The organism is Pleurocapsa sp. PCC 7319, from assembly GCF_000332195.1.
Classification (GTDB): domain Bacteria; phylum Cyanobacteriota; class Cyanobacteriia; order Cyanobacteriales; family Xenococcaceae; genus Waterburya.
Window position 1 is genome coordinate 650452 of the sequence record NZ_KB235922.1, and the last position, 24660, is coordinate 675111.

Consider the following 24660-nt stretch of genomic DNA (forward strand, 5'->3'; position numbering starts at 1 on the left):
AGTTCATACAACTGTTTCGTCACTATACCAGCGAGAAGCAAGATCGCAGAGGTGATAAAGCGGCTCAGACAGCTCCCGACCACGTTCGGTCAATTTGTAAGTAACTTTTGGCGGAATTGTAGGTTCATAGTCACGGTGAATAATACCGATCTTCTCCAACATTCGTAATCTTTCTGTCAAAACTTTAGTTGAAATTCCCTCAACATTACGTTTTAGTTCTCCAAAACGTAATGTTCCCTTCGTGTCCAAGATCCACAAAATATACATTGTCCATCGCCCTGAAATTTGGTTGAGCAGTTTTTCGAGAGGACTATATTCAAGCTCTGTCATACTTTCTAAGAGTTTCTTATAGGTTATCAGATTACAAAAAAGTAACTACTTTACTTCAATAACTATAAGATTTAATGTTTAGCTAAGTTGATATAGAATACTTGCTTGAGGAGTATAAATGAGAGGGCAAATTTGGTACATTGCTATTTTAATAGGACTAATGTGTCTAATTCGTTTTGGTCTGAGTGCTTTTGGCTATGCTGCTCCAAATTGGTTTATGGAAGAAATAGGAATTTCTTTATCCTCTAATCCTCAAATGCCTTATGCTATTCGTGCTTGGGCTATCCGAGATATTGTAATTTCTCTACTTGTTGCATTGGCAGATAAAACTACTGTGAAAATGCTTTTAGTTGGTTGTATCGCCATTGATTTTACAGATATTGTTTCTGCCTATTTGAGTGGAGTAGCAGGGTTATTTGGTACAGCAGACGGTTGGTTACTCAAACTCACATCAACTGCCATTGCTGCACTACTTTTAGAACTGGGAGCATTAGCGTTACTTTCTATTCGCGAAACGCAAGAAAATATTAATTGCTAAAGGATCGTAAAACGAATGTTTGCCATGATGATTGTCAAGTCGATTTGGCAGGGTTAATAATGTTCTGGAAATCAAGCAAATCTCTAGCAAGAGAATCTAGCTGAGTAAGCGATGGCAAAATCTTACCCTCAAAATGTAGCTATACAAAAGTTAACGACTACTCAACAACAGGCTCTAGTTAAATTAAAATTATTTATTCAAAGCGATCAGAGGTTATTTCGACTAAGTGGATATGCTGGCACAGGAAAAAGCTTTTTAATTTGTCACTTAATGGAATGGTTGAGTGATGAAAATTTCCAGTTTGTAGCCGCAGCACCAACCAATAAAGCAGCAAAGAACTTACAACAGGTTGCCCTATCTACAGGAATCAGTATCGATGTTAAAACCATCGCGCAATTACTGGGTCAACAGCCAGAGATTAACCAAGAGACAGGTTTAGAAGAATTCACTTCAACTAGAGAAGCCAAATTTGACGATTACGAAGTAGTTATCATTGATGAATTTTCGATGATATCTCAAGGGAATTTTGAGGAAATAGTTGAAGCAGTTTCTTTAACCATTGATACTAAAGTAGTATTTGTCGGAGATGAAGCGCAACTACCACCAGTTAAAGAAAAGAAGCCGATAGTCGCTGTTTCAGAATATATTGACAGCATGGCAACATTAGATGAAATTGTACGCTATGAAGGTGAAATAGCTGTTGTTGCCGAGAAGATTCGCAGTAATAAGCAATATAATCGTCGGATTTATCCCTTCAAGAGTAGTGATGACCAAACTATTATTTGTCAGCCGAGAAAGCAATGGTTAGAAACTGTAACTCAATACTTTGAGTCTGATAATTATAAATCCAATCCCGATCATGTCAGATTGTTGGTATGGAGAAATAAGACAGCTTTAGCGGCTAATAAATTTGTGCGATCGCGTTTGTGGGGAAAAGATGTTCCGTTGTATGTACCAGGAGATAGATTGATAGCTAAAAAACCTCTGTTTCGTCCTCGTCCTGGTAAAAAAGGGAAGAATAAGTGGGGAGTTTTGATCAGTAATTCGGAAGAATGCTCGGTTATTGATACAGCATCAATTAAACAACTTGTTTTTGATCGCGAAGCATATCAATATTGGTCAGTACCAGTCAATACTGATAGTGGGTTTGAAGTTGATTTATCTATTTTGACTGAAGAAAGCGAACAACTCAAAAATGAACAAGCTAAATATTATGTGGACAAAAAGCAGTGGAATCGGTATTTTGACTTATCGAGAATGTTTGATGATGTAACCTACGCTTATGGTTTAACCGTACATAAAGCTCAAGGTTCGAGTATTGATTATGTTTTTTTGGATACGGAAGATATGCAAAACTGTCCTGACTTACAGAAGATGCTTTATACTGCTTTAACTCGCGCCAAGATAAGAGCTTTTATTCCTAGTTCATAAGGGAGTGAAAACCTTATGCTTTAGATACTATTTTCTAAGTAACAATCTCGGATAATGCTGGTTTAAGTTCAGCATACTGGTAATTAAAGCCAGTAGCTTGAGTTTTTTGCGGTAATACCTGTTGTCCTTCCAACACAACTACTGCACCGTCTCCTAATAATATTTCTAAGACGAAATCAGGAACGGGCAGCCAAGAAGGACGATTCATCACTTCTCCCAGAGTCTGACATAGCTGACCCATGCGTACAGGATTAGGTGAAGTAGCATTATATGCCCCAGACATATCTGAACGCTCTATAGCCTGATAGATTAAATTCACTAAATCATCGCGGTGAATCCAAGAAAACCATTGTTTACCACTGCCGATAGGACCTCCAGCAAACATTTTGAACGGACCAATCATTTTACCCAATGCGCCACCATTAGCTAAGACAATACCAATGCGGACGATAACTAAACGCACTCCTGACTCTGTAACTTTCTGAGCTTCTGCTTCCCAATTTTGGCAGACTTGAGCCAGAAAATCATTACCTGAAGGACTATTCTCTTCAAAAGTAGTAGTTTCACTCGTGCCATAGTAGCCGACCGCCGAGCCACTAACTAAGACCTGAGGCTTTTGCTCTGCCATCGCGATCGCTTCTACTAGTTTTCTAGTTCCAATTTGGCGACTTTCCATAATTGCTTGTTTTTGTTGGTCATTCCAACGTTCGGCAATAGGTTCGCCAGCTAGATTGACTACCGCATCGCAACCAGAAACGCTTTTCTGCCATTCTCCAGACTCTTTAGGTGTATATTGAACTATTTCTAAGTTAGAAAAAGCTGAGGCAGGGAATACTTTTTGGGCTTTATTGGGGTTGCGCGTAAAAACTAATATTTGGTGTCCTTCTTGGTTTAATTTTTCTACCAAACGACTACCGACTAATCCTGTTGCTCCTGTAATTGCAATCTTCATGTTGAATAATAATATATCTCTTTAGTTAATATTTCTGTATTTAATATTGTCTAGATTTAATATTGTCTAGAGTATGTCATCATTATCTTCTGCCGAATTCCATTCCGTTTGCCTCTGCATAGCGATCCATAAAACGAGTGAATCTTTCCCAGTGACTATCTGCTTCAATCTCAAAGGTGCATTCTACTCTTTTGAGTTCATCTCCTTCGTCTCCCCCAAAAATCATTTTTAGAGAATTGGGTGTAACTAAAATTTCTCCTTCTGAATCAATTAAACTTAATTTTTCGGCTGATCCCCTAGTAAAGCTGTTAAATTTCTCTAGAGCGTGCAAAGATTCAAAGATCATCAGAACATTGCGAATGCCCGTCTTTTTGTTGCGTCGTAAACTGACTCCGCTTAATTCTTCAGCAACACCTTGAAAAAATTCAATTGAAGGAATAACAGATGACATTTGTATCACGAATAATGCGGTAATTTTGCTCCTCTATAATCAACATACTAGAGTTCTGGTACAAATTATCATTAACTCATTAAGATCGGGGGAGAATGTCTTAGTTTTTTTTAGGTGGTTAGGAAATTCAACTATCAAGTCAGAATTTTTATCTTCTGAAGACGAAAAAGCGATCGCCATAATGAGCAGCGATCGCCATAATGAGATAATATCGTAAAAATTTTACTTTATTGTCTATTGATAATTAACTGGAGAATGGTAGAGTTCAACTTATTCTGGTTCTCCACCTTGGATTTTGAGGATTAGAAAGCCCAAACTAAGTCCAACCAAAATTAAAACAGTAGATAAAATTGCTCCGTTGAACAACATACTTTCCGCGCTCATTTTTATTTCTCCTATTTTTTGTTAGATCTTTACTAAGAGGATGATATTAGTTTTAATTTCTAATTTTCAGCCACAATCAATAAAAAGTATTGTAAATCATTAAGTCATATCTCCTATAATCAATTACTTTAAAGTGTAAATGTCTACAATTCCTTCCTTAGCTGTCACGATGGGAGATCCCGCTGGGATTGGTTCCGAAATTATTCTCAAGGCTCTGGCAGATGATTCCCTGAAAAAAAAGTGTTCGCTGATGGTAATTGGTAATCGTCAGTTATTACAAACTACATACGAACTTCTGTTACAAAAGAGCCAGCTAACCGAAACGGATTTAGTAGATCCCCAGACTCTATCTGTTTTAGATCTTCCCTGCAATGGAACGGTTAATTTAGGATACGGTGATGCTGTTAGTGGCGGATTTAGCTTTGCCTGTCTAGAAAAAGCGATCGCCTTAACTCTTGAGGGTAAATTTCAGGGAATTGTCACCGCTCCCATTGCTAAATCTCTTTGGAAAGCCGCAGGACATGAATATCCTGGTCAAACGGAAGTCCTGGCCCAAAGAGCAGGAGTAGACAAATTTGGCATGATGTTTGTGGGCAAATCTCCCTATACCGGTTGGGAACTGCGGAGTTTGTTGGCAACTACCCATATTCCTCTGGCGGATGTTCCTCAGGTTTTGACACCTGAGCTAATGACTTGGAAACTAAATTTATTAATTGAATGCCTTAAACAAGATTTTGGTCTTCATCACCCTCAAATTGCGATCGCTGGATTAAATCCCCATAGTGGGGAATCAGGACAACTAGGAAGAGAAGAGCAAGATTGGCTCTTAAACTGGCTTAAACAAGCTCAGACTGATTATCCTCAAACAAAATTAATGGGACTGATTCCCCCTGACACAATGTGGGTAAAACCAGGACAAGCTTGGTACGGCAATTTTGAGGATGATCTCAACACTGCCGACGCTTATCTAGCTTTGTACCACGATCAGGGATTAATCCCAGTTAAACTAATGGCATTTGAGCAAGCTATCAATACCACTATTGGACTGCCTTTTATTCGTACTTCACCGGATCACGGTACAGCTTTTGATATTGCTGGGCTGGGGATAGCTAATGCCAGCAGCATGAAAGCAGCAATTGAATTAGCAATTCAAATTAGTAATCGACGGCTTAATAAATGGACAATGGACAATAAACAATGAGCAATTATTAGCTCTAACTTATTTCTTCGCAATTTTGGGAGCAGGTTTTGCTGGGCTTTTTCTCCTACCAGAATTTCCAGTCGATCTACCACCACGACCAAAATCATCGGATTTAGCAGGTTCATCGCTATAAATATCTAAAAAGACCGACTCATTGTGAGCTGTTGCTGCGGTCTTAATCGCAGTTCTTATGGCTTGAATATTACGACCACCACGACCAAAAACCTTACCGCGATCGCTTTTGTCAAAAGCAACTCTCAGCCAAATCTTTTTTTTCTGCTGATTTACTTCAGAATTAACACAGAGGGACTTGGGATCATCTAAAAATGGTTCGATCAGAAACCGTACTAGTTTTTCATAATCTGGACTAGTCGCCAACTGATCGCCAGACAATTCGGTCTTATTTGGCATGAACTTGATCGAAAACTTGAGCTTTAGTGAGGATATTTCTGACGGTTTGGCTAGGCTGTGCTCCTTGTTCTAATCTTTTGACAATGGCAGGAACATTAAGTCTAGTCTCATCTGTTCTGGGGTTATAAAAACCCAATTCTTCGATGGGACGTCCGTCTCTACGGGTTTTGCTTTCTATAGCTACAATACGGTAACTAACCTCTCTTTTTTTGCCGAAGCGTTTCAAACGTAATTTAATCATAAGTTATTCAAAATTTATCCTTTACGATTGTAGTCTATGCTATCTATTTTTCTCTACTGTTAACTTTGACAACCTACTAGTTTACAATGAGCCGAAGCCTTTTTTCTTTTTCTTTTTCTTTTTCCTTCGGCCTTGTCCGGGATAGCCATCCATACCAGGCATTCCCATGCCAGGCATTCCACCGCCCATACCAGGCATTCCCATTCCCATGCCGGGCATTCCCATACCAGGCATTCCGCGACCCATATTCTGCATCATTGAACGCATTTTAGTAAAGTCTTTGACCAGTTTAGTTACGTCCTTTTCCTCAAAACCAGAACCTTTGGCTACCCGACGACGACGACTTGGGGACTGAGCTAATAATTCGGGATTAGTTTTTTCGTTCTTAGTCATGGAGTTAATCATGGACTCAGTACGCTTGAGCTGGGTTTCTCCCTTAGCTAAATCTGAACCACTAATTTTTCCCATCCCAGGAATTAGCTTGAGAACTCCTCCCAAAGAACCCATATTTTTGAGGAGGCGCATTTGCTTAATGAAGTCGTTGAAATCGAACTTAGCCTCCATGATTTTGGACTGCATCTTTTCGACGTCAGCCAAATCAATTTCTTCTTGAGCTTTTTCGACAAGAGTTAAGACATCACCCATATTAAGGATACGGGATGCCAAGCGGTCAGGATAAAAAGGTTCTAGGGCTTCAACTTTCTCTCCTACCCCAACGAACTTAATTGGTTGTCCTGATACTTGTCTTACCGATAACGCCGCACCACCACGACTATCACCGTCTAGTTTGGTTAGAATTGCTCCTGTGATGCCAATTTGTTCATGAAAGGCATAGGTTAGGTTAGCTGCCTCCTGACCTGTCATGGCATCAACCACTAGCAGAATATCATCAGGTTTGATGGTCTTCTTAATGTGGGATAGCTCTCCCATCATGTCATCATCTATTTGAAGTCGCCCAGCAGTATCGACGATTACTGTGTCAACACCAAGCTCTTTGGCTTTAGCAATTCCTTGACGAGCAATTTCTACGGGGTCAGCATCTGTTCCCATCTCAAACACAGGAACATCAATTTGGTTCCCTAGAGTCAGCAACTGATCGATCGCCGCAGGACGATAGACATCAGTTCCCACCATCAGGCAAGAACGCTCTTGTTTACGTAAATACAGGGCTAATTTAGCAGTAGCAGTAGTTTTACCTGTTCCCTGTAACCCAGCCATTAAAATCACAGTGGGAGATTGCTCTGCTTGCGCTAAAGGGACATTGCTTTCCCCCATTACCTTGACTAATTCATCGTAAACAATTTTGATGAATTGTTGTCCAGGATTGACTCCTGAGATAACGCCTTCTCCTAGTGCTTTTTCTTCGACATCGGCAATAAAGGCTTTCACGACCTGAAGATTTACATCTGCCGACAAAAGAGCTCGTCGTACTTCCTTGAGGGTATCTTGAATATTGGCTTTGGATATTTTATTCTGACCACGCAGTTTTTTCCACGCATCATCCAACTTATCCGCTAGAGCATCAAACATAGAATAATTTTGCTTTTAGTTTTTTTTGTTATTGAATAATTTTAGAGGTATCAAGTGAGCTTTTTTTGGTTATTTTTCACGGAGATACCATAAATCTATTTTTGATCAATTCTGATCTAACTTTCACCCTCAACGATAATTATCAAAGTTTTTAGTCATTAGTCTTTAATTTTTAGTTTAAATTAAGTACTAAAAACAAATTGAGTATAAGACTCTACTGTCACATGCAGTGTCTCCGTTCAGGTATAGTTCAAGACTATATTTAAACGACTAACGACTAACAAAGGCGATTCGGTTTCCCCATTCGAGGACAAGCGCCGCATGTACTAACTACTAATTACTTCCTTTATCCACCTTTGCTGGAGAGACAGTAGCAAGTATTAAGGTTCGATTCCCATCAGGTTTATAAATACGATACATTTTCTTGACACAACTTTTATATGCTAAAGCTTTGAGGCATTGTATATTATCTATGGTGTTATTATTTACAATCTAATTTCTCAATTTTAGTTATTAATAGATTGCACCATTGAAGTTGAATTTCTATACCACTAAATACACCCAAAAAAATTTAACAGTATTCAGTCTAAGTCATATTGCCGAGTTTTCTAGTTTGTTTCAATCATTAGTTACGTGAAATGACTGATGTTTAGAGTCCCATAGATATTTAACATAGTAATAGATACTTCTCGAACATTTCCAGGGTTTGCATTGTGAGAATAGAATGCAGATCCTGGTTTTATTATTTAGACCAAATAACCGACCCAACTGTAATGCTTGGCATCGAAGTTTTGTTGCTTTGTAAGGTAAACTGAAGATGAATTATTGACTTTGAATAAATATTGGCAAAACAGCGTTTAGATAAACTCTTAGTGAGTCTTAAATTCTGCAATTCTCGTGCATTAGCACAGCGTTTAATTAGGGCAGGAAAAGTTAAGGTCAATCAAGAAATTATTGATAAACCAGGAACAGAGGTCAAGATAACTGCTGAGATTGAGGTTAAAGAGCAACCTCCTTATGTATCTCGTGGCGGCAAGAAATTAATTAAGGCTCTTCAGACTTTTGAGATTGAGGTGCAAGATAGAATCTGTCTGGACGGAGGGATTTCTACAGGAGGATTTACAGATTGTTTATTGCAATCAGGGGCAAAATTAGTTTACGGGGTAGATGTCGGTTACGGACAAGTAGCCTGGAGTATTCGTACCTGCGATCGCGTTATCTTAAAAGAAAGAACTAATATTAGATATTTAACAGCTGATGAGCTGTATGGGGATGAATCAAGAGCCGATCTGGGAGTAATGGATTTATCTTTTATTTCGTTAACTAAGGTATTAGGAACTCTGTGGAAATTACTAACCTTGCCCCGAGAAGTAGTCTTATTAGTTAAACCTCAGTTTGAAGTCGGACAAGAACATATCGGTAAAAAAGGTGTAGTGCGCGATCCTGAAGCTAGAGCGATGGCTATCTGGCAAGTGTGGCAAACAGCAAATTCATTGGGGTGGCAGTATCAAGGGCTAACTGTTTCTCCCATTACGGGGCCGGCAGGTAATGTAGAGTATTTATTGTGGTTAAAAGAAACTAATACTTCAGAATTACCTGCCTTAGATCTGACCCAAATTAAACAGATAATTACAAAAACAACTTAGCTGATGAGAGTGTCTTTGGCACCTTTGGGTTGCCGCTTGGTCCTGGATTGCTCACCAGAGGATTGGGATTGTTCTTGATCTGATAAAGATTCGATTTTAATGAGAATTTTGGGGCCAGAACTAGCTAAGCGCACTATCATCCCGTCAACTGCTTTAGTCTGCTCAATACGCTTCCCGTCAACATAAGTACCATTTGAGCCTAGGTTCACAATTTCCCAATCTTCGTCCCCTGATTTTCTAATTTCAACATGATGACGAGATACAACAGCACTATAAAGAACAACCTGATTATTGGTCGCACGACCAATCTTAATACTGGGTTCATCATTAAAAGCCCAGCTTTGAACTGCCACCGATTGAAGAGGATGTAATAGAGTTAATGTAATCACAGATTCATCATTTAAGAAGAGTTTACGGTCTAAAGTCCAGAGAAACAGATTCTTGTGGTTGATAGACACGAAGATGTCTTGGATCTGTTGTAATGCAATTTGAGAAGCATTAGGATTAATTATATTTACAATCTCAATACTAGCCCATAGCAACGATTGTGTCTGTTATTTTCTGATCCTAATCAACAGAAAATAAGTGCTAACGCCAATTTCTATTTTCTAAATCTCTTACTTGACGTTCTAAGCGATCGATACGTCCTCGTAACTCATCCATTTCAGCTTGGCGAGGCACTCCCAAATCTTGTAACATATTCTTCATTTGTCGTTCTGCTTGTTTTTGAACGCTTCCTGATTCAGTGTTTAGCTGGGACATCAGATCATCAACAAATGATTTTGCTTGTTCAGGATTAATCTTGCCGTCCCTAACCCACTCATCACTAACTTCTTTGATTTTTTCCGCCACCAGAGAAGTCGTACCGATACCTACCATTAGTAACTGCTTAAGCCAATCATTCTTATCCATTTCTAGTTTCCTCAAATTATATTTACTATGTTATTAAATCGTAGAATAGCTCAACATAAATATTATTGATCTCTTTGTTAAATTATATGGTTATTGAATGGCTCAAATTTACCGTAGATTCTCAATCACGAGAACAGTTTATCCAACAAGATGAAGCAATTTGGACGACTTCTCTGTCGACTTATCCTGGTTTTTTGGGTAAAGAGGTTTGGATTGAACCCAGTGCTCCAGAGCAAATAATTTTGACGATCCGCTGGCAAACTCGTGAACAGTGGAAATCTATCCCCATAAAAGACTTGACTACTATTGAACAAAAATTTGCGACAGTTATGAGCAAAATGAACATCAATTATACAATGACTGAAAGCAAAGAATTTCAAATCCGCAAGTTTCCCTCTAACCAGTAATCAGTAACCAGTAATCAGTAATCAGTAATCAGTAATCAGTAATCAGTAATCAGTAATCAGTAATCAGTAATCAGTAATCAGTAATCAGTAATCAGTAATCAGTAATCAGTAACCAGTAACCAGTAATGCCCAGTTGCTCTAAATGTAAACAGCCTGTAGATTCCCAAGCAGTAAATTGCCCTCACTGTAATAATCCCCTTAAAGCTTTTGGTCATCCCGGTATAACTTTATATCAATCAGAAGATAACACTTGGTTATGCGATCGCTGTATTTATCATCAAGATGATACTTGCAATTTTCCGCAGCGTCCCTATGCTCAAAGCTGTACTCTATTTCACGATCTTTCGATCCCATTGATTCCAGAAATAGCTACTCCCTCTAGTCGACAGGGTTGGACAGGAATTAAAAATTGGTTTTATCGATATCGTGGTTTAGTTGCGATCGCCTTGTTGATTTTATTTAGTGTCTTTCTAGTTCTCAGTTCTCGATAGTAAACCAAGGTTATTGGTTGAATTTGTGGGAATAATCTAATTATTCTCTAATTATTCTCTAATTATTCTGGCTATCAGTAATGCCAATTGTTTGATTTGGTTCTTCAACTTTTGCTTGATAAATTGGTAACTCAAACCAAAAAGTAGTTCCCACACCAACTTCACTGTCGATATAAACTCTACTATTGTGTTTCTCAATAATATTTCTCACGATAGAAAGACCTAAACCAGTACCCTCAAGAGTATGAACCCGATTTTCCACCCTAAAAAAGCGCTCAAAGATAGCTTCTTTATCCTCGGATGAGATCCCAATTCCTGTATCAATTATTTCTACTCTCACAGCAGGCTGACCTATTGTATTAGATTCTGCCTGGGTTTCATAGGCTCGAACCGTAACTTTACCTCCTGAATTGGTAAATTTAAGACTATTACCAACAAGATTAGTTAATACTTGTAATAACAAATCATAATTACCGATGACAGAAGGTAATTTGGGCTGTAATTCCTGGTTTAATTCAATTCCTTTGTCTTTAGCGTTTAGCTGACAAGTTCTTAGAGTTTGCTCAATTGGTTGATTTAAATCAACTTCGCTCAGATTATACGTACGAGAAGACTCTAAACGAGATAAATCCAAAACATCATTGACTAAACGAGTCAAGCGATCGGTTTCGTGATTGGCAGTATCCAAAAACTCCCGTCGCTGAACTTCAGTTAAGTCTTCACCATACTCCGATAGAGTTTCAATGAAAGATTTAATATTAAATAAAGGTGTTCGTAATTCATGGGATACATTGCTAATAAATTGGCTTTTGGCCTCATTAAGCTCAACCTCACGAGTAATATCTTGAACAGTCATTGCAATCCCCTTAATATTCTCGTTACCGCCATCTACAACTCGGCTGAGTAACACCCGGATAGTTCTCGATACTGGTTGATGGAGAGTAATACGGAATTCATCTTTAGAAGGAAGATGATGTTTCTCAACGTCTAATAAGGGAAATGATTGAGACTCTTCTTCATTAGCTGTTTCTGTTCCTTCTAGCTCGACTTTACTATCAATCATCTGATAGAGAGGTTTGGTCAATTTAACCGTTAACTCCGCAGGAAGGCGGTGTAGAACGTTGTCTCCAATGGTATCTTCTCCCCAACCAAAGATATTTTTAGCCGTAGGATTAACCAAAATAATCTGCATTTCAGGATCGATTAGCACGGCTCCATCAGCAATAGTAGAAACTAGAGTTTCGAGCTTGGCTTTTTCGGAGGTTAATTCTTCGATATTTTGTTTTTCATATTTTTCTAGTTTTTCTGCCATCAGATTAAAACTAGCAATCAACTCACCTAATTCTCCCCTCAATGGCAGGTCAATGCGTTGCTGAAAATTTTTCGCAGCGATGTTTCTGACACCTACCAAGAGTTCTTTAATTGGTCTGGTAATCATTAGGGCATTAAACACGTTACCTAAGATCACCATTGCCCAAATAGTTATAAATACTGCAATGGTTACATCCCTGGTTAGATTAGATGAGGCGACAATAGTTGGGTTGGGATTTATTCCCACTGCCAACACCCCTAAGTACTCTCCATTATGTCTTAAAGGCACAAAAACATCTGTTACCTGTCCGTTGAGAGTTTGGTGTTGTCTAACAAAGGGTAAATCACTGTTTTGAGCGTAATCGTCAGGTAATTTGATGCGACGTTTAATTGTGAGAGAATTTTGTATTTCGGCATGGGAATAGGGGATACCAAAAAATATGCTGCCCGAGCGATCAGCATAAATCAGATAGCGAATACTAGAGGTACTACGGTAAAAACGATTGGAAAAATTAGCTAAGGCTGTTAAGTCATCTTCAGCAACTAAAGGAGCAGCGTTGGAAGCAATTAAGATGCTCAAATCACTACCAAAACGAGTGTCTTTAATATTGGACTCTAGTTGAATAGTATTTACTGCCCAAAAAGTCAGACTACTCATAATTAAGGAAACCACTAGGGTTGCCGCAGCCATTAATTTTGTCTGAAGGGTAAACTCTGACCACCAGAGGGCAATAATTTCTTTGATTTTGGTAATGAAGGTCAGCAATGTAATCGACTTTGATAATAAATGTTAAGTTGATTGAATTATAGTGTATCAACTACAATCTTAAATTTGGTGCAAATCTGCGGATTCTTTGCTAAATATGTTTATTTTTATTGGCTATAGCGATGACCAATATCACGACGATAGTACATTTTCTCAAATTGGATTGACTTTACTGCATCATAAACAGAGGCGATCGCCTGGTTGAAATCATCAGCAACCGCAGTAATTCCTAGTACTCTACCACCATCAGTTATGATCTGCTCTTGGCTTAGTTTTGTTCCGGCATGAAAGACAATTGCTCCTTGGGCAATAGCTTCTTGAATACCAGCGATCGCTTTTCCTTTTTCGTAGACATCAGGATAGCCTCCAGAAGCCGCCACCACACATACTGCGCTACCGGCTTTCCATTTGATAGGGGGCAGTTGCTCTAATCTTTGTTCAACACAGGCAAGTAAAATTTCATCCAGTGGAGTATCTAGTAGAGGCAAAACCACCTGCGTTTCTGGATCTCCAAAACGACAGTTGAATTCAATCACTTTCGGTTCGCCGGTAGGGGTAATCATTAATCCGGCATATAGTACTCCGCGATAATCAATATTTTTCTGTTTCAGGGCTTCGAGTGTAGGCTGAAGTATCTCCTGTTTAATTTTTGTCATTAGTTGGTCTGTTACCGATGGCACAGGAGAATATGCCCCCATTCCCCCAGTATTATTGCCTGTATCCCCTTCTCCTATGCGTTTATGATCTTGGGCAGGAGCTAGAGGACGAATCGTTTTACCGTCGGTCACAGCTAATACAGAGACTTCTGACCCAGTGAGAAACTCTTCAATTACTAATTTTCCTGAGTTACCATCTAGTAGCTTGGTAACAGCAGCGATCGCCTCATTGACCGTAGTAGCCACAATTACCCCTTTTCCCGCTGCTAAACCATCTGCTTTAATCACTATGGGGGCACCAACCGTACGAATATATTCTTGTGCTGCAGTAGCATCGGTAAAAGTTGCTGATTTAGCAGTAGGGACATTCGCCTGGGTCATGATCTCTTTGGCCCAAGACTTACTAGATTCTATTTGTGCTCCCGCTTTGGTAGGACCAAACACAGCAATATTTTGTTTTCTTAAATAATCTACAATTCCCAGAGATAAAGGAACTTCTGGACCAACTACCACTAAAGCAACTTGATTTTCTGTCACTGCATTGGCAATTCCGGCAAAATCCTCTACTGCTAGAGGCAAGTTTTGACAATTTGCCATTGTTGCCGTGCCACCATTACCAGGAGCACAAAAAACGTACCCTACGTTGGGAGATTGTAATAACGTCCAGGCAAGAGCATGTTCTCTGCCTCCGCTGCCAACTACTAATACTTTCATAGACAAGATAACTACTTTGCAAGTATGTAATTATCTCACCAAATAATCGCTTGTTGTTCATTGGCAATTGATCATTTAAGCTTTGAGAGCTTGAAAAAGTCGTTCTACTTTAGTTAAATCTTTATCTCCAGGCGATCGCTCTACTCCACTAGAGAGATCAATCCCGTCAGGTTTTAAGCGAGACAAAGCCTTAGCGACATTATCTGGAGTTAATCCTCCAGCTAGCATCCAGGGTAAACTGGGTCGAAATTCTACTAGATCTTGCCAATTAATTGTTTGCCCTGTACCGCCAAGCATTTGAGGATGATATGCATCGAGCAATAAAGTATTTACATAATTTATGTAAGCTGTGGTGTCTTGTAAGGAGTCAGGGGTTTTAATCCGAAAAGCTTTGATGATTTCAATGCCATTGGGCATTTCTTGGCGTAACTGAACACAAAATTCGGGGGATTCGGCGCCATGCAATTGAACAGCTGTTAGTTTAGCAGTGCTGACCACCTCTGCTATTTCTCTTAGAGAATGATCGGCAAATACTCCCACCTTATCGATCTGGCTGGGTAAACATTCGACGATCGCTCTAATTTTGGCTGGGATAATATAGCGAGGCGATCGCTCTACACAGATAAAACCTAAACTATTTGCCCCTAATGCAGCAATCTCTAAACCCTGCTTGATTTGAGTGATGCCGCAGATTTTAACTCGCATTTGTTCTGGAACTGATTAATGTTGTGTTTTTTTAGTAAAAGTTTGAACTACTGTTAATTATTTAGAAGAAACGATGTTTTGTACAGAGAGATTTTTATAATTCCTATAAACAAATAAGCCCAAAAATAATATTTAACGAGCAAGGGAGTCAAAAATCATAATGGTATCTACTTTTGTTTTGGCAGTTCAGTACACTCCTTCAACGATAGATTGGAATCCTTCAGTCGCATTAGTAATGATTATGTCAAATTTATTTTGCATTGGTATTGGTCGCTATGCAATTCAAAATTCGGGACAAGGACCTAGTCTACCAGTACCCAAACCAGAAGTATGGGATAAATTTGGTCTTCCAGAATTATTGGCAACTACTAGTTTAGGTCATATTTTGGGCGCAGGAATTATTCTCGGTTTAGGTAATGCAGGAGTCCTATAATAGTAACTAGTATTTACGTTCTTAATGATCGTATATTAGTTGGTTATCAGCCCTTCGGGTTCGACAGTTTCTTTAAGCGGGGGAACCCCGCGCCAGTTCCTACAACGGAGGGAACCTCCGCAACGGACTGGCTTGCCAACGAACTGTCTCACTATCAGCTATCAGCTATCAGCTTTAAGAAAAGCTAGAAGCAATGCGGCTCGTTGCTGAGGTAATTTGTGGGTCTAAACGCTCTCTCGTTACCTTGAAAATGATTGTATCGAGAAGCTAATAGCTAATAGCTTTTACCTTAAAAAGCTTTAAGCTCTAAGCCTTAAGCTTTAAGCTCTAAAGTTTACGCTTGGTAAACGGCTAACAGCTTATAGCTATCGGGTTTAATGCCCCCAGCAAACGAAGTTTGGTGGTCTACAATTAGGAGAGGTTAAAGCCTCTTATAATTGGCTTACAGCTTACAGCTTATAGCTGCGGCTCTGCCGCTTTACTTCAAATCGCAATGATGGTTCAAATTTATCTATTTGATGTTGCTAGATTTTAACTGCAAAGATTTTCTTTCCAGAGATGTTATTAGACGTAAAGGCATTAATCTTTTACTAATGATCAAGCCATATTCTGAATTGAGATAATTTTCATAAATTGATTGTTGGGTAACGTAAGTGCTAAAAAAAGCCAAGCCCAATTGTTTCATGTAGTCTTGGGCTATTTTAGGATCGGGTCCGATCGCCTTAGCAGGAACAGGTATACTACCTGCCGATTCGTTGAGTGTCGAAAAATGTGTACCACCTTTGAGTAAGACCAAGTATTTTTCTGGAGTTTTTAGCCAAGTAAAGGGAATTATTTGCTCTGACAAAGCAGGAGTGATGGGATCGGAACTTCCTGAGACCAGCATGACAGGAATATCGAGCTGACGGAGACTTTTCTGACCAAACACACTACTGACAAGGGGATTTATGGCGATCGCCGAAGTGATACGCTGGTCTTTGAGATTAACTTCTGTTTCTGTTTCTGGGATCTGTAAAGCTAGACATTGGATCAGCAGAGATAAGTTCCAGGAATCATCAGAGTCAAGACAGTTTTGGGCTAAAGTGGTGAAATTCAATTCAGCCCCAGCGATCGCCAAAGTAGTATACGCGCCAAAAGACTGACCGATCATCCCCACATTATTAGTATCAATTTTATTGCCATAGTTCTTAGCTAATTCATCCAGCAAAAACTTAATATCTAGAGGACGATCAATTAACTCTTCAGGCGGAGTTACATCACTATCTAAACCACTTAAAAGTTTTTCAATTTGACTAGCACTACTTCCTGGATGTTCTGGCACAGCAACGGCAAAACCATGAGAAGCAAGGTGTTGGGCAAAGTAAGCAAAACTAGTCAAATCGCTACCCAAACCATGGGAAATAATGATTAGGGGCAGGGTTGGCTTTTTTTTGATTTGAGGTAAATAAAGTTCAACCGGAAAGTTACGGTTTCGACTGCGATCCTCCATGGTTAAAACTTGCTTACGATAGCGATACTTTCCTGACCTCAACAGATCTAGGTTTCTTACCCCATAGGTCCCCGCAGCATACTGTTGTCTTTCCTTTAGTGCTGCTTGTTCGACAGCAGAGATTGCCTGACTATTTCTTTGAACAACCCGACTTAAATCCTTGATAATTTTTATTCCTTGACGAGAATCAACCCTAAGAGCATTAGTAGGGAACTTTTTGAGAACGTTAAGGGGGGTTAGTCCTCCATTTTCTCGATCTGCTGCTGCCAGAATTAAAGCTGAACGAATGGCATAAAAACCTGGTTGACGAGCCTTCGTTTCAATAACCCGAGAAAAGCGCTCTAAAATTTTTTCTCCTTGATAAGAATAAAGAAATTGAGCGATCGCTAGATGACTAAAATCGGCACTAGTGGTCAAGCCGACCTGAAACTGCTTTAATTGTTCTGGAGAAAGATACCCTGCATAACTCTTTAATTCTCCTTCTATTTTGCCTTCAGTGGCATAAGTTTCTAGTGAGTCTACAGATAAGGAAAATTCTAGAAATCCATAGTTTAAAATAATATCTTCTGCTCCCACCACTTTATTTGTCAAGCATCCCAAAAAACCAACACAACAAACTAGATGAAAAGCCCCAACGGTAAAACGTGACCAAAAAGGCTTAGAGTTTCTTCCCAGAGACTGAAATGTCCGACTAGCTTCAATACCACGTCGGTTATTTAATAAGGTAACGAATGAAGAGAGCATCATTCTAAAATTGGCAAATAAAGCATTAAATTACTACTGTTGTAACATTTTCTCTACTTGATTTAGTTGATTCAGATCTACCTTTGGTTCTAAAATTGACTTTTTCTATCTCCGCTTAAATCTTCACCATTAAATATTGGTAATATGAAACAGCTTCAAGGAAGAGATCTACTGGGCACTGCTGACCTAAACCCTCCAGAAATCACAAGTTTATTAGAACTAGCCCGTCAGCTGAAAAGTAAGGAGTTAGTTATCCAGTGTTCAAAAGTGTTGGGATTGTTATTTTATAAAGCCTCAACTCGTACCAGGGTATCCTTTACTGTCGCGATGTATCGATTGGGAGGTCAGGTAATAGATCTTAATCCTAATGTGACTCAAGTTGGTCGTGGTGAACCGATTGAAGATACGGCTCGAGTCTTAGACCGTTACTTAGATATTTTAGCAATTCGTACCTATGCTCAGGCAGATCTCGAAACATTTGCCAATTATGCCCAAATTCCGATTATTAATGCTTTAACCGATCTCGAACATCCTTGTCAGATTTTGGCGGATTTAATGACGGTTCAAGAATGCTTTGGCTCGTTGCCGGGCAAAACTTTAACTTATTTGGGAGATGGAAATAACATGGCTCATTCTCTATTGTTGGGAGGTGCGCTAACGGGTTTAAATGTAAGAATTGCTGCTCCCAAAGGATATGAACCAGATCCTAAAATTGTTCAACGTGCCGAGGCAATTGCTTCAGGAAAGTCGGAAATTGTCGTCACCCAAGATCCAGTTGCAGCAGCAGAGGGAGCACAGGTAGTCTATACAGACGTTTGGGCAAGCATGGGACAAGAAGAGTCGGCCGATCAAAGAATTCCGATTTTCCAACCCTATCAGGTAAATCAAAAGCTGATCGATCACGCCGACCCTGAAGCAATTATTCTGCACTGTTTACCCGCTCATCGAGGAGAAGAAATTACTGCCGAGGCGATCGAAAGTAAGCGATCGCGAGTATGGGATCAGGCAGAAAACAGAATGCACGCTCAACAGGCATTATTAGCAAGTTTATTGGGTTGGGAGTAGGGAACAACGTGAGTTCGGAATTCGGAATTCGGAGTTCGGAGTTCGGAGTTCGGAGTTCGGAGTTCGGAGTTCGGGTTTGACATTAAATGCGGACGATGCGAAGCGAGTGCTTTAGTGCAAGTCCTTTGTTACTCGTTACTCCTTACTCGTTACTCCTTACTTCTTACTCCTTACTTAACTACTGGGCATCTCCCAAGTTAAATAAGAAGGGAACACCACCTTTAGAATCGCCACTTGTGACTAGAACTTTAGGCATTTGTGCGCCACCTTCTCGCCAAGCTTCGATCGCTTCTTTTTGTAGTACTAGTTCACCACCCTGTGCTCTGAGAGTTTCGGCCAGTAGTCTTTGGGCTTCGGCTTTACCTTTGGCGCGGTTAATATCTGCTTGAGCTTGTTGTTCAGCTTCTCTGGCAACATATACTGCTCTCTGGGATTTTTGCTCGGCGATTTGTTTTTCTTCTACTGCTCTAGCAAACTCAGGAGAGAAGCTAAGATCGACCACACTAGTATCCAAAACAATAATGCCGTATTTATCTAGGCGATAACTAAGAGCATTGTCAAAATCCTCTTTTAATTCATTACGCTTGGTGATTGCTTCTTCAACTGTTCTTCTCGCCGCAGCTATCTTGAATGATTCTTGAGTTTGGGGAGCAATAATTTTGGAGACAATATTTTGTAATGTCCCCTGCTTTCTGCGAATTTCTACAACCTGAATAGGGTCGAGGCGAAAGTTAATTGCAAAGCTAGCTTTGAGATCTTGAAGATCTTTAGTCGAACTTTCGGCAGGTACTTCAAATTTTTGTACCGTTAAATCGTAAATATCCACATTAGAAACCAAAGGTGGACGGAGATGAATTCCTTCGAGTAAAACACCATCTTGTGCTTTACCTAAAATGCTCAGAACTCCAGCCTGACCTGGATTAAGAATGACAAATGAATTAAAACTAAGCAAAACTACTAAGGCGGCAATAATACCACCCAGCAAGGGTTGCCAGCTATTAGAGGACTGAGTATTCAAGCCACTATCTCCTATTTATTTCTAAAATAAGTTAGTTATCAATATTTGCAAGTTTATCGTAATTTAACGGTTTAACGTGTTGAATGGTCGTGATGAATAGTATTTTAGACTACTACCGAATAGATAATCGCTTGGCAACTTCGGGACAACCTACTCTAGAACAATTTCAGTTAATTGCTGATGAGGGATATCAAGCAGTAATTAATTTGGCAATGCCTACTTCAACTAATACTCTAGTTGATGAAGGAACTATTGTGACTGGTTTAGGGATGATTTATATTCACCTTCCCGTAGTTTGGGAAAATCCCAAGTTAGAGGATGTGGAGCAGTTTTTTAATGTCATGCGATCGCTTTTGAATCGGAAGGTTTGGGTTCACTGTGCTAAGAATATGCGAGTTTCTTGCTTTATTTATTTTTGGCAAAAATATGTGCTGCAATTACCAGAAGAACAGGCTCAATATCCTATGAACCAGATTTGGCAACCAAAAGGAGTTTGGCAGCAGTTAATTGACCAAGTAGAAGTTTCTTTCGGCAATACTTAAGGCATGATTTGAAATTTAGAACTCAAAATTAAGAATTTTAAGTACGACCAAACCAGACTAAACTCCCCATAATCAAAAAAATTAGGATGAAGGCAAACCAAATAAATTGATTGTCTTTAGTCTCAATTTGTGATGGATCGATATCTTCAATTTCTAATTTATTAGAACTAGGTTGAGTCGGTTTTTTGGCAGCAACATATCGAGATTGTCCTGGGTCTTTATTTGCCAGATCAGGAATTTCGCTCATCCATTCCCTAGGTCGCTCTAGTTTGGGTGCATTAATGATATACAAAATACGTTGAGCTTGTTCGCGGGTTTGTGGGTCTGGGTGAGTGGTCAACTCCTGGCATAAAGCGATCGCCTCAGGAATTTTGTTAGCGGCTTGATAAGCAGTAACTAGCCAAATTTGGGCTTCTCCACCCCGGCGAGAGTTGGGAGCAATTAAATCTATGGCAGCTGTCAAATTTTCGATACTGAGGCGGTATTGCCCTCTTTCTAGAGCTTCCTTTCCTGCTTGGTATTTGAGATGAAACTTTTCGCGGTTGTCTGCCGTCACTTTAAATATACTGTGGTAATTACATAGTTTATTATTAAATAATTAACATTACTGTTCAAGATCTTTAAAGATGGTAATGCAAGATCATGATTTTAGAATATCGACATAAATTTTATGGGCGACTTAATTGGCAACCAATTTTGAGTGCTTTCGCTCTGGGACTAGGAACAGTTGGGCTATGCTCTCCAGTAGAAGCAATGAGCCAAATCACTGCGAAGGAGTCTCCCCCCTTATTAGAAAATAAGATCCAGGCAACATCTCAGACAACCGACTCTCAAGCTGATTTCCAACTTGCTCAGGTAGGAGTTCGCAGCCGTATCAATGGTCCTACTCCGCTAAATATAACTCCTCCTCCTGGAACCCATATTCCTCTTCCTGCAAGCAACTATCATCATCGGGGATACCATCACCATCCTTATCGAAGAGCTCGTCGGAAATATATTCATCACAGACGCTCTAGCCGTTACGATAGACATCAGCCCTATTACGATGGTTATCGCCATCATTCTCATCGATCTAGACGTTATAAAAAGGGTTCCAGGGTAATTATTATCAACCCAGCAACCCATGATAGATATAACCACAACAGTAGCTATATTCGAGTTATAAGAAGGTAGTCAGTCAATAAAGACTGGTATCAGAGAGAATCAAAGATCTAATTATTCATTAGTTCTGATGCCACAATCATGGAGCCAATCCCCTCATCGGTCAAAATTTCCAGTAACAGCGAGTGAGGTAAACGACCGTCTAAAATATGTGCAGCACGAACTCCTTGAGCAAGCGATCGCACGCAACAATTCACTTTAGGAATCATTCCTCCTGAGACAACTCCTTGATCAATTAATTCTCTGGCTTTTTGGATATCTAATCTATTAATCAAAGTTGAAGGATCGTGATAGTCAGATAAAATGCCAGGGGTATCAGTGAGCAAAATAAGCTTCTCTGCCTGAAGCGCGGCGGCGATTTCGCCTGCTACGGTGTCAGCATTGATATTGTATGCCTGCCCATTTTCATCAGCAGCAACGCTAGAGATTACCGGGACATAACCACTATCAACCAATGATTCAATTACCCCAGTATTGATATTAGTCACTTCCCCAACAAACCCGACCCCTTCCTTGCCAACAGGACGCGCCTGAATCAAATTACCATCTTTACCACATAGACCAACTGCGGAAGCTCCAGCACGGCTAATTAGGGAAACTAGTCCTTTGTTAACCCTACCAGCCAAAACCATTTCCACTATGTCCATAGTTACCTCATCAGTAACTCGCAATCCGTCTTTAAATAGTGGCTCTATGTTCAATTTTTGGAGCCAGGTATTAATTTCCGGACCTCCACCATGGATTACCACAGGACGCACCCCAACACAGGCAAGAAAAACGATATCTCTGATCACTTTATCTTTGAGATTACTATCTTTCATTGCTGCACCACCGTATTTAATTACGATAGTTTGATTAGTAAATTTCTGAATATAAGGAAGAGCTTCACTAAGTACCCGGACACGGTTAGCTGCCGCTTCTTTGAAATATTCGCTTTCGTTGACCATAAAACTTGAGTATTGCGGATTGAGTGGTTTACTGTCTTCCTACTTACTATAAATAATGATTAACCTTAGGCAACAAGGCAACAGTATAATTTTAGACCTGAGATTTTAGCACTGAGGGAATGGTTTCAATAATCCGGTTAGTTATTGCTTGGGGAGTTTGTTCTTGTTCAATCGAGAGGCAAATATCGGCTTGAGCATATAACGGACGACGAGTTTTGAGTAGTGATTCTAGTTTGTCAGCCAATGGTCTGGTTTGATCTCCTGCTAATCTTTTCTTTAAGATCTCTAAATCCACGTCTAACCAGACAATTAAACCGTGACGTAAGTAACTCCAGTTTAATTGTTGTTGAATAATCCCTCCACCAGTAGAGATTACAGATCTTGTATAAACAGATAATTCTGCCAAAACTTTAGTTTCTAATTCTCTAAAATAAACTTCTCCTTCCTGTTGGAAAATTTCTGTAATTGACTTTTTAGCGATCGCCTGGATGGTTTGATCCGTATCAGCAAAACGATACTGTAGCTTTTGAGCTAAATGTCTGCCAATAGTTGTTTTCCCCGAACCCATCATGCCAACTAAGTATATGTTTAAACCCTGTAATAAATTGCTCATTTTTGTTTACGTGGAGTTTTTGTTTAACGAGATCAATAATTGATCATTTTTTACTGTTATTTAGGTATCAATTTATCTATTCGATATCATTGAAGGCATAATAATAAGTAAAACTATTGATCAAGGATTAATTTAGCAAGTCATTATCAGTAGTTATACATATCTTAATGTAAGTTATTTTAGGTTAATATTAGCTGCTAAACAAAAATTAATGAGCAATTAATCTCCCAAAAAAATCTAGTAGATAAGAATTTACCTATTTAGCTTAATTTTAATTTAAATAATTGCTTACTTTACTAATTCATTACATTAATGACGTAGTAGGTTTAGGTAGAGTGATCTAAATCACAGAAAAAATACTCGTTTTTAATTAGAATTTAATATAAGTCAGATAGAAGTATGGATAAATACGTTGTTTATCATATTTACCAATCAATTTTTAAACATCTAATCAATTTTACGAATAATAATTTAATACTTTGTTTTCTAAATGCATATTCAAATTCGGAGTTAATAATAAATTATGAAAATGATTCGTGAGATAGCTGAACAAGCTTTGAATTCAGGATATTTGTCTATCAAGTCTGAAGAAAAGCTGAGGATGATGTTGCGTGGTAAATATGAATTAGAAGATTTAGAAGCATTTATTAATTTACAACAGGCTGCTATGATTGGTCTAGTAAAACAGGAATCTAGAGAGTTATTTGCTGCTGCCAGAAAGTAATCCTAGCTATTTAATTAAATCTAATTAAATAGCTACATTAAGTTACTCTAGTAATCGTCTGTTATGTAAGTGTGTGCAGAGCCCTCCTAGTAGAATAGAAATTGGTAAATTTCATCAATAGAAGTTCGTCAATATATGATGTCTAGCATCTGCTTCTACTAATAGTTAATATGACTCCACGAACAAGCAGTTTTATGGAAAATTTGAGTATTATTAGTTGATTTATTAAAGAACCAATATATTTTTTTAAACGCTACTTAAAACTGATTTAAATCCAGTCTTCATCATCTCGTTCTTGATTATCAAGATTTAGTTCAGATTCAATTGAAGTCTTTTCAGTCTCCGCTTTACGTTTGTCTTGAGGACGTTCGCTAGCTGTTCGATATTTATAAGAGTAGTTCGATCCAGAGCGTTCAACATTTTCGGGTTCTTGCGGTACTTCATAGCTAGTTGAATCGTAAATTTGCTCATCAGCAGCACTATCTTGAATGTTGGTTGGAGCGAAAGAAGAGCTATCACCACCGTTCTCAAAATCTATCGAATTTCTTCGACTAGGTTCAGAATTTTCTCGATTATACTTTTGCGTTCCTGAGCTTGAGTAACTATAGCTACTCAATGCTTGCCAAAATAAGCTAGTAATTATTCCTGCTAAAATAGACAAGCTAATCCAGATGGCAAGAGGTAATTGAGGAGTTTTATAGAGACAGGATTGAGCATCATTGGGGCATAGCAGCTTAAGAACTATAGGCTCTCGATTTTGAAAAAATATAATACCCAGCAAAGCTATAATCAGCAGGAATAAAAATAACTTCAAGCGACTCATAATTGTTACTTGTAGATTGATCAA

29 protein-coding genes are annotated in these 24660 nt (G+C 39.0%); 11 read left to right on the plus strand and 18 right to left on the minus strand.

Annotated features, from left to right (window positions below):
• Positions 1-3 precede the first annotated feature (3 nt).
• On the minus strand, positions 4-330 hold the full coding sequence (locus PLEUR7319_RS0107100) for a helix-turn-helix domain-containing protein (protein WP_019504514.1): 327 nt from the start codon (positions 328-330) through the stop codon (positions 4-6).
• A 118-nt stretch (positions 331-448) separates the two neighbouring features.
• Here PLEUR7319_RS0107100 and PLEUR7319_RS0107105 point away from each other — a divergent pair, with 118 nt between their 5' ends.
• Both PLEUR7319_RS0107105 and PLEUR7319_RS0107110 read left to right on the plus strand, forming a co-directional pair.
• Positions 449-868, plus strand: a complete 420-nt coding sequence (locus PLEUR7319_RS0107105) for a hypothetical protein (protein WP_019504515.1) — start codon at positions 449-451, stop codon at positions 866-868.
• A 111-nt stretch (positions 869-979) separates the two neighbouring features.
• Positions 980-2299, plus strand: coding sequence for an ATP-dependent RecD-like DNA helicase (locus PLEUR7319_RS0107110; RefSeq protein WP_019504516.1), 1320 nt, complete (start codon positions 980-982; stop codon positions 2297-2299).
• Positions 2300-2333: 34 nt separating this feature from the next.
• Here the strand turns inward: PLEUR7319_RS0107110 and PLEUR7319_RS0107115 are convergent, their stop codons facing one another.
• The 3 genes from PLEUR7319_RS0107115 to PLEUR7319_RS0107125 all read right to left on the minus strand — a co-directional run bounded on the left by PLEUR7319_RS0107115 (position 2334) and on the right by PLEUR7319_RS0107125 (position 4086).
• On the minus strand, positions 2334-3251 hold the full coding sequence (locus PLEUR7319_RS0107115) for a TIGR01777 family oxidoreductase (RefSeq protein WP_019504517.1): 918 nt from the start codon (positions 3249-3251) through the stop codon (positions 2334-2336).
• An 82-nt stretch (positions 3252-3333) separates the two neighbouring features.
• Positions 3334-3702, minus strand: coding sequence for a photosystem II reaction center protein Psb28 (gene psb28, locus PLEUR7319_RS0107120; RefSeq protein ID WP_019504518.1), 369 nt, complete (start codon positions 3700-3702; stop codon positions 3334-3336).
• 270 nt (positions 3703-3972) lie between these two features.
• Positions 3973-4086: a PetM family cytochrome b6-f complex subunit 7 gene (locus PLEUR7319_RS0107125; protein WP_019504519.1), complete on the minus strand. Its 114-nt coding sequence runs from the start codon at positions 4084-4086 to the stop codon at positions 3973-3975.
• Positions 4087-4225: 139 nt separating this feature from the next.
• On the opposite strand from PLEUR7319_RS0107125, the gene pdxA reads away from it, so the two are divergent.
• A complete protein-coding gene (pdxA, locus tag PLEUR7319_RS0107130) occupies positions 4226-5287 on the plus strand; it encodes a 4-hydroxythreonine-4-phosphate dehydrogenase PdxA (RefSeq protein ID WP_019504520.1) in 1062 nt (353 codons plus the stop codon).
• Between the two features lie 18 nt (positions 5288-5305).
• Here the strand turns inward: pdxA and PLEUR7319_RS0107135 are convergent, their stop codons facing one another.
• The 3 genes from PLEUR7319_RS0107135 to ffh form a co-directional block, all read right to left on the minus strand.
• On the minus strand, positions 5306-5698 hold the full coding sequence (locus PLEUR7319_RS0107135; RefSeq protein WP_019504521.1) for a KH domain-containing protein: 393 nt from the start codon (positions 5696-5698) through the stop codon (positions 5306-5308).
• On the minus strand, positions 5688-5939 hold the full coding sequence (gene rpsP, locus PLEUR7319_RS0107140; RefSeq protein ID WP_019504522.1) for a 30S ribosomal protein S16: 252 nt from the start codon (positions 5937-5939) through the stop codon (positions 5688-5690). The genes PLEUR7319_RS0107135 and rpsP overlap by 11 nt, the downstream gene beginning before the upstream one ends.
• 81 nt (positions 5940-6020) lie before the next feature.
• A complete protein-coding gene (ffh, locus tag PLEUR7319_RS0107145) occupies positions 6021-7469 on the minus strand; it encodes a signal recognition particle protein (RefSeq protein ID WP_019504523.1) in 1449 nt (482 codons plus the stop codon).
• 842 nt (positions 7470-8311) lie between these two features.
• Here ffh and PLEUR7319_RS0107150 point away from each other — a divergent pair.
• Positions 8312-9115 carry a TlyA family RNA methyltransferase gene (locus tag PLEUR7319_RS0107150; protein WP_019504524.1) on the plus strand — a complete coding sequence of 268 codons (804 nt, stop codon included), beginning with the start codon at positions 8312-8314 and terminating at the stop codon, positions 9113-9115.
• On the opposite strand, the gene PLEUR7319_RS0107155 is transcribed toward PLEUR7319_RS0107150, so the two are convergent.
• Both PLEUR7319_RS0107155 and PLEUR7319_RS0107160 read right to left on the minus strand, forming a co-directional pair.
• Positions 9112-9504 (minus strand): FHA domain-containing protein, encoded by a 393-nt coding sequence (locus PLEUR7319_RS0107155; protein WP_026102367.1) that lies wholly within the window; start codon positions 9502-9504, stop codon positions 9112-9114. The two genes, PLEUR7319_RS0107150 and PLEUR7319_RS0107155, sit on opposite strands and share 4 nt — an antisense overlap.
• A gap of 199 nt (positions 9505-9703) precedes the next feature.
• Positions 9704-10027, minus strand: coding sequence for a phasin family protein (locus PLEUR7319_RS0107160; RefSeq protein ID WP_019504526.1), 324 nt, complete (start codon positions 10025-10027; stop codon positions 9704-9706).
• A gap of 86 nt (positions 10028-10113) precedes the next feature.
• On the opposite strand from PLEUR7319_RS0107160, the gene PLEUR7319_RS0107165 reads away from it, so the two are divergent.
• The gene (locus PLEUR7319_RS0107165) at positions 10114-10434 is read left to right on the plus strand and encodes a TIGR03792 family protein (protein ID WP_019504527.1); all 321 of its coding nucleotides are present in this window, start codon (positions 10114-10116) and stop codon (positions 10432-10434) included.
• 125 nt (positions 10435-10559) lie between these two features.
• Positions 10560-10925 carry a hypothetical protein gene (locus PLEUR7319_RS0107170; protein ID WP_019504528.1) on the plus strand — a complete coding sequence of 122 codons (366 nt, stop codon included), beginning with the start codon at positions 10560-10562 and terminating at the stop codon, positions 10923-10925.
• Positions 10926-10983: 58 nt separating this feature from the next.
• On the opposite strand, the gene nblS is transcribed toward PLEUR7319_RS0107170, so the two are convergent.
• The 3 genes from nblS to PLEUR7319_RS0107185 all read right to left on the minus strand — a co-directional run bounded on the left by nblS (position 10984) and on the right by PLEUR7319_RS0107185 (position 15077).
• Positions 10984-13002 (minus strand): two-component system sensor histidine kinase NblS, encoded by a 2019-nt coding sequence (gene nblS / locus PLEUR7319_RS0107175; RefSeq protein ID WP_019504529.1) that lies wholly within the window; start codon positions 13000-13002, stop codon positions 10984-10986.
• Between the two features lie 107 nt (positions 13003-13109).
• Positions 13110-14372, minus strand: coding sequence for a phosphoribosylamine--glycine ligase (gene purD, locus PLEUR7319_RS0107180; protein WP_019504530.1), 1263 nt, complete (start codon positions 14370-14372; stop codon positions 13110-13112).
• 75 nt (positions 14373-14447) lie between these two features.
• Complete coding sequence (locus tag PLEUR7319_RS0107185) at positions 14448-15077, minus strand: phosphoribosylanthranilate isomerase (protein WP_019504531.1); 630 nt, start codon at positions 15075-15077, stop codon at positions 14448-14450.
• 160 nt (positions 15078-15237) lie between these two features.
• On the opposite strand from PLEUR7319_RS0107185, the gene psaK reads away from it, so the two are divergent.
• A complete protein-coding gene (psaK, locus tag PLEUR7319_RS0107190; protein ID WP_019504532.1) occupies positions 15238-15510 on the plus strand; it encodes a photosystem I reaction center subunit PsaK in 273 nt (90 codons plus the stop codon).
• A gap of 511 nt (positions 15511-16021) precedes the next feature.
• Here psaK and PLEUR7319_RS0107195 read toward each other — a convergent pair.
• Positions 16022-17746 carry an alpha/beta hydrolase gene (locus PLEUR7319_RS0107195; RefSeq protein WP_237743533.1) on the minus strand — a complete coding sequence of 575 codons (1725 nt, stop codon included), beginning with the start codon at positions 17744-17746 and terminating at the stop codon, positions 16022-16024.
• 141 nt (positions 17747-17887) lie between these two features.
• On the opposite strand from PLEUR7319_RS0107195, the gene argF reads away from it, so the two are divergent.
• Positions 17888-18808: an ornithine carbamoyltransferase gene (gene argF / locus PLEUR7319_RS0107200; protein WP_019504534.1), complete on the plus strand. Its 921-nt coding sequence runs from the start codon at positions 17888-17890 to the stop codon at positions 18806-18808.
• A 178-nt stretch (positions 18809-18986) separates the two neighbouring features.
• On the opposite strand, the gene PLEUR7319_RS0107205 is transcribed toward argF, so the two are convergent.
• Entirely contained in the window at positions 18987-19826 is an 840-nt protein-coding gene (locus PLEUR7319_RS0107205; protein WP_019504535.1) for a prohibitin family protein, read from the minus strand.
• 92 nt (positions 19827-19918) lie between these two features.
• On the opposite strand from PLEUR7319_RS0107205, the gene PLEUR7319_RS0107210 reads away from it, so the two are divergent.
• Positions 19919-20368, plus strand: coding sequence for a protein tyrosine phosphatase family protein (locus PLEUR7319_RS0107210; RefSeq protein ID WP_019504536.1), 450 nt, complete (start codon positions 19919-19921; stop codon positions 20366-20368).
• 37 nt (positions 20369-20405) lie between these two features.
• Here PLEUR7319_RS0107210 and PLEUR7319_RS0107215 read toward each other — a convergent pair whose 3' ends face one another.
• A complete protein-coding gene (locus tag PLEUR7319_RS0107215; protein ID WP_019504537.1) occupies positions 20406-20924 on the minus strand; it encodes a hypothetical protein in 519 nt (172 codons plus the stop codon).
• Positions 20925-21010: 86 nt separating this feature from the next.
• Between PLEUR7319_RS0107215 and PLEUR7319_RS0107220 the strand changes: the two genes are divergently transcribed.
• Entirely contained in the window at positions 21011-21541 is a 531-nt protein-coding gene (locus PLEUR7319_RS0107220; RefSeq protein ID WP_019504538.1) for a hypothetical protein, read from the plus strand.
• Between the two features lie 38 nt (positions 21542-21579).
• On the opposite strand, the gene argB is transcribed toward PLEUR7319_RS0107220, so the two are convergent.
• Entirely contained in the window at positions 21580-22476 is an 897-nt protein-coding gene (gene argB / locus PLEUR7319_RS0107225; RefSeq protein WP_019504539.1) for an acetylglutamate kinase, read from the minus strand.
• A gap of 91 nt (positions 22477-22567) precedes the next feature.
• The gene (locus PLEUR7319_RS0107230) at positions 22568-23089 is read right to left on the minus strand and encodes a shikimate kinase (protein ID WP_026102369.1); all 522 of its coding nucleotides are present in this window, start codon (positions 23087-23089) and stop codon (positions 22568-22570) included.
• A 523-nt stretch (positions 23090-23612) separates the two neighbouring features.
• On the opposite strand from PLEUR7319_RS0107230, the gene PLEUR7319_RS0107235 reads away from it, so the two are divergent.
• Positions 23613-23813 (plus strand): hypothetical protein, encoded by a 201-nt coding sequence (locus PLEUR7319_RS0107235; protein WP_019504541.1) that lies wholly within the window; start codon positions 23613-23615, stop codon positions 23811-23813.
• Positions 23814-24081: 268 nt separating this feature from the next.
• Here PLEUR7319_RS0107235 and PLEUR7319_RS0107240 read toward each other — a convergent pair whose 3' ends face one another.
• Positions 24082-24636, minus strand: coding sequence for a hypothetical protein (locus tag PLEUR7319_RS0107240; protein WP_019504542.1), 555 nt, complete (start codon positions 24634-24636; stop codon positions 24082-24084).
• Between the last annotated feature and the right edge of the window lie 24 nt (positions 24637-24660).

Coding starts and splice junctions, on each gene's coding strand:
- PLEUR7319_RS0107100 (WP_019504514.1), bottom strand. CDS start 330: ATGACAGAGCTTGAATATAGTCCTCTCGAAAAACTGCTCAACCAAATT.
- PLEUR7319_RS0107105 (WP_019504515.1), top strand. CDS start 449: ATGAGAGGGCAAATTTGGTACATTGCTATTTTAATAGGACTAATGTGT.
- PLEUR7319_RS0107110 (WP_019504516.1), top strand. CDS start 980: ATGGCAAAATCTTACCCTCAAAATGTAGCTATACAAAAGTTAACGACT.
- PLEUR7319_RS0107115 (WP_019504517.1), bottom strand. CDS start 3,251: ATGAAGATTGCAATTACAGGAGCAACAGGATTAGTCGGTAGTCGTTTG.
- psb28 (WP_019504518.1), bottom strand. CDS start 3,702: ATGTCATCTGTTATTCCTTCAATTGAATTTTTTCAAGGTGTTGCTGAA.
- PLEUR7319_RS0107125 (WP_019504519.1), bottom strand. CDS start 4,086: ATGAGCGCGGAAAGTATGTTGTTCAACGGAGCAATTTTATCTACTGTT.
- pdxA (WP_019504520.1), top strand. CDS start 4,226: ATGTCTACAATTCCTTCCTTAGCTGTCACGATGGGAGATCCCGCTGGG.
- PLEUR7319_RS0107135 (WP_019504521.1), bottom strand. CDS start 5,698: ATGCCAAATAAGACCGAATTGTCTGGCGATCAGTTGGCGACTAGTCCA.
- rpsP (WP_019504522.1), bottom strand. CDS start 5,939: ATGATTAAATTACGTTTGAAACGCTTCGGCAAAAAAAGAGAGGTTAGT.
- ffh (WP_019504523.1), bottom strand. CDS start 7,469: ATGTTTGATGCTCTAGCGGATAAGTTGGATGATGCGTGGAAAAAACTG.
- PLEUR7319_RS0107160 (WP_019504526.1), bottom strand. CDS start 10,027: ATGGATAAGAATGATTGGCTTAAGCAGTTACTAATGGTAGGTATCGGT.
- PLEUR7319_RS0107165 (WP_019504527.1), top strand. CDS start 10,114: ATGGTTATTGAATGGCTCAAATTTACCGTAGATTCTCAATCACGAGAA.
- PLEUR7319_RS0107170 (WP_019504528.1), top strand. CDS start 10,560: ATGCCCAGTTGCTCTAAATGTAAACAGCCTGTAGATTCCCAAGCAGTA.
- purD (WP_019504530.1), bottom strand. CDS start 14,372: ATGAAAGTATTAGTAGTTGGCAGCGGAGGCAGAGAACATGCTCTTGCC.
- PLEUR7319_RS0107185 (WP_019504531.1), bottom strand. CDS start 15,077: ATGCGAGTTAAAATCTGCGGCATCACTCAAATCAAGCAGGGTTTAGAG.
- psaK (WP_019504532.1), top strand. CDS start 15,238: ATGGTATCTACTTTTGTTTTGGCAGTTCAGTACACTCCTTCAACGATA.
- PLEUR7319_RS0107195 (WP_237743533.1), bottom strand. CDS start 17,746: ATGATGCTCTCTTCATTCGTTACCTTATTAAATAACCGACGTGGTATT.
- argF (WP_019504534.1), top strand. CDS start 17,888: ATGAAACAGCTTCAAGGAAGAGATCTACTGGGCACTGCTGACCTAAAC.
- PLEUR7319_RS0107210 (WP_019504536.1), top strand. CDS start 19,919: ATGAATAGTATTTTAGACTACTACCGAATAGATAATCGCTTGGCAACT.
- PLEUR7319_RS0107220 (WP_019504538.1), top strand. CDS start 21,011: ATGATTTTAGAATATCGACATAAATTTTATGGGCGACTTAATTGGCAA.
- argB (WP_019504539.1), bottom strand. CDS start 22,476: ATGGTCAACGAAAGCGAATATTTCAAAGAAGCGGCAGCTAACCGTGTC.
- PLEUR7319_RS0107230 (WP_026102369.1), bottom strand. CDS start 23,089: ATGAGCAATTTATTACAGGGTTTAAACATATACTTAGTTGGCATGATG.
- PLEUR7319_RS0107235 (WP_019504541.1), top strand. CDS start 23,613: ATGAAAATGATTCGTGAGATAGCTGAACAAGCTTTGAATTCAGGATAT.
- PLEUR7319_RS0107240 (WP_019504542.1), bottom strand. CDS start 24,636: ATGAGTCGCTTGAAGTTATTTTTATTCCTGCTGATTATAGCTTTGCTG.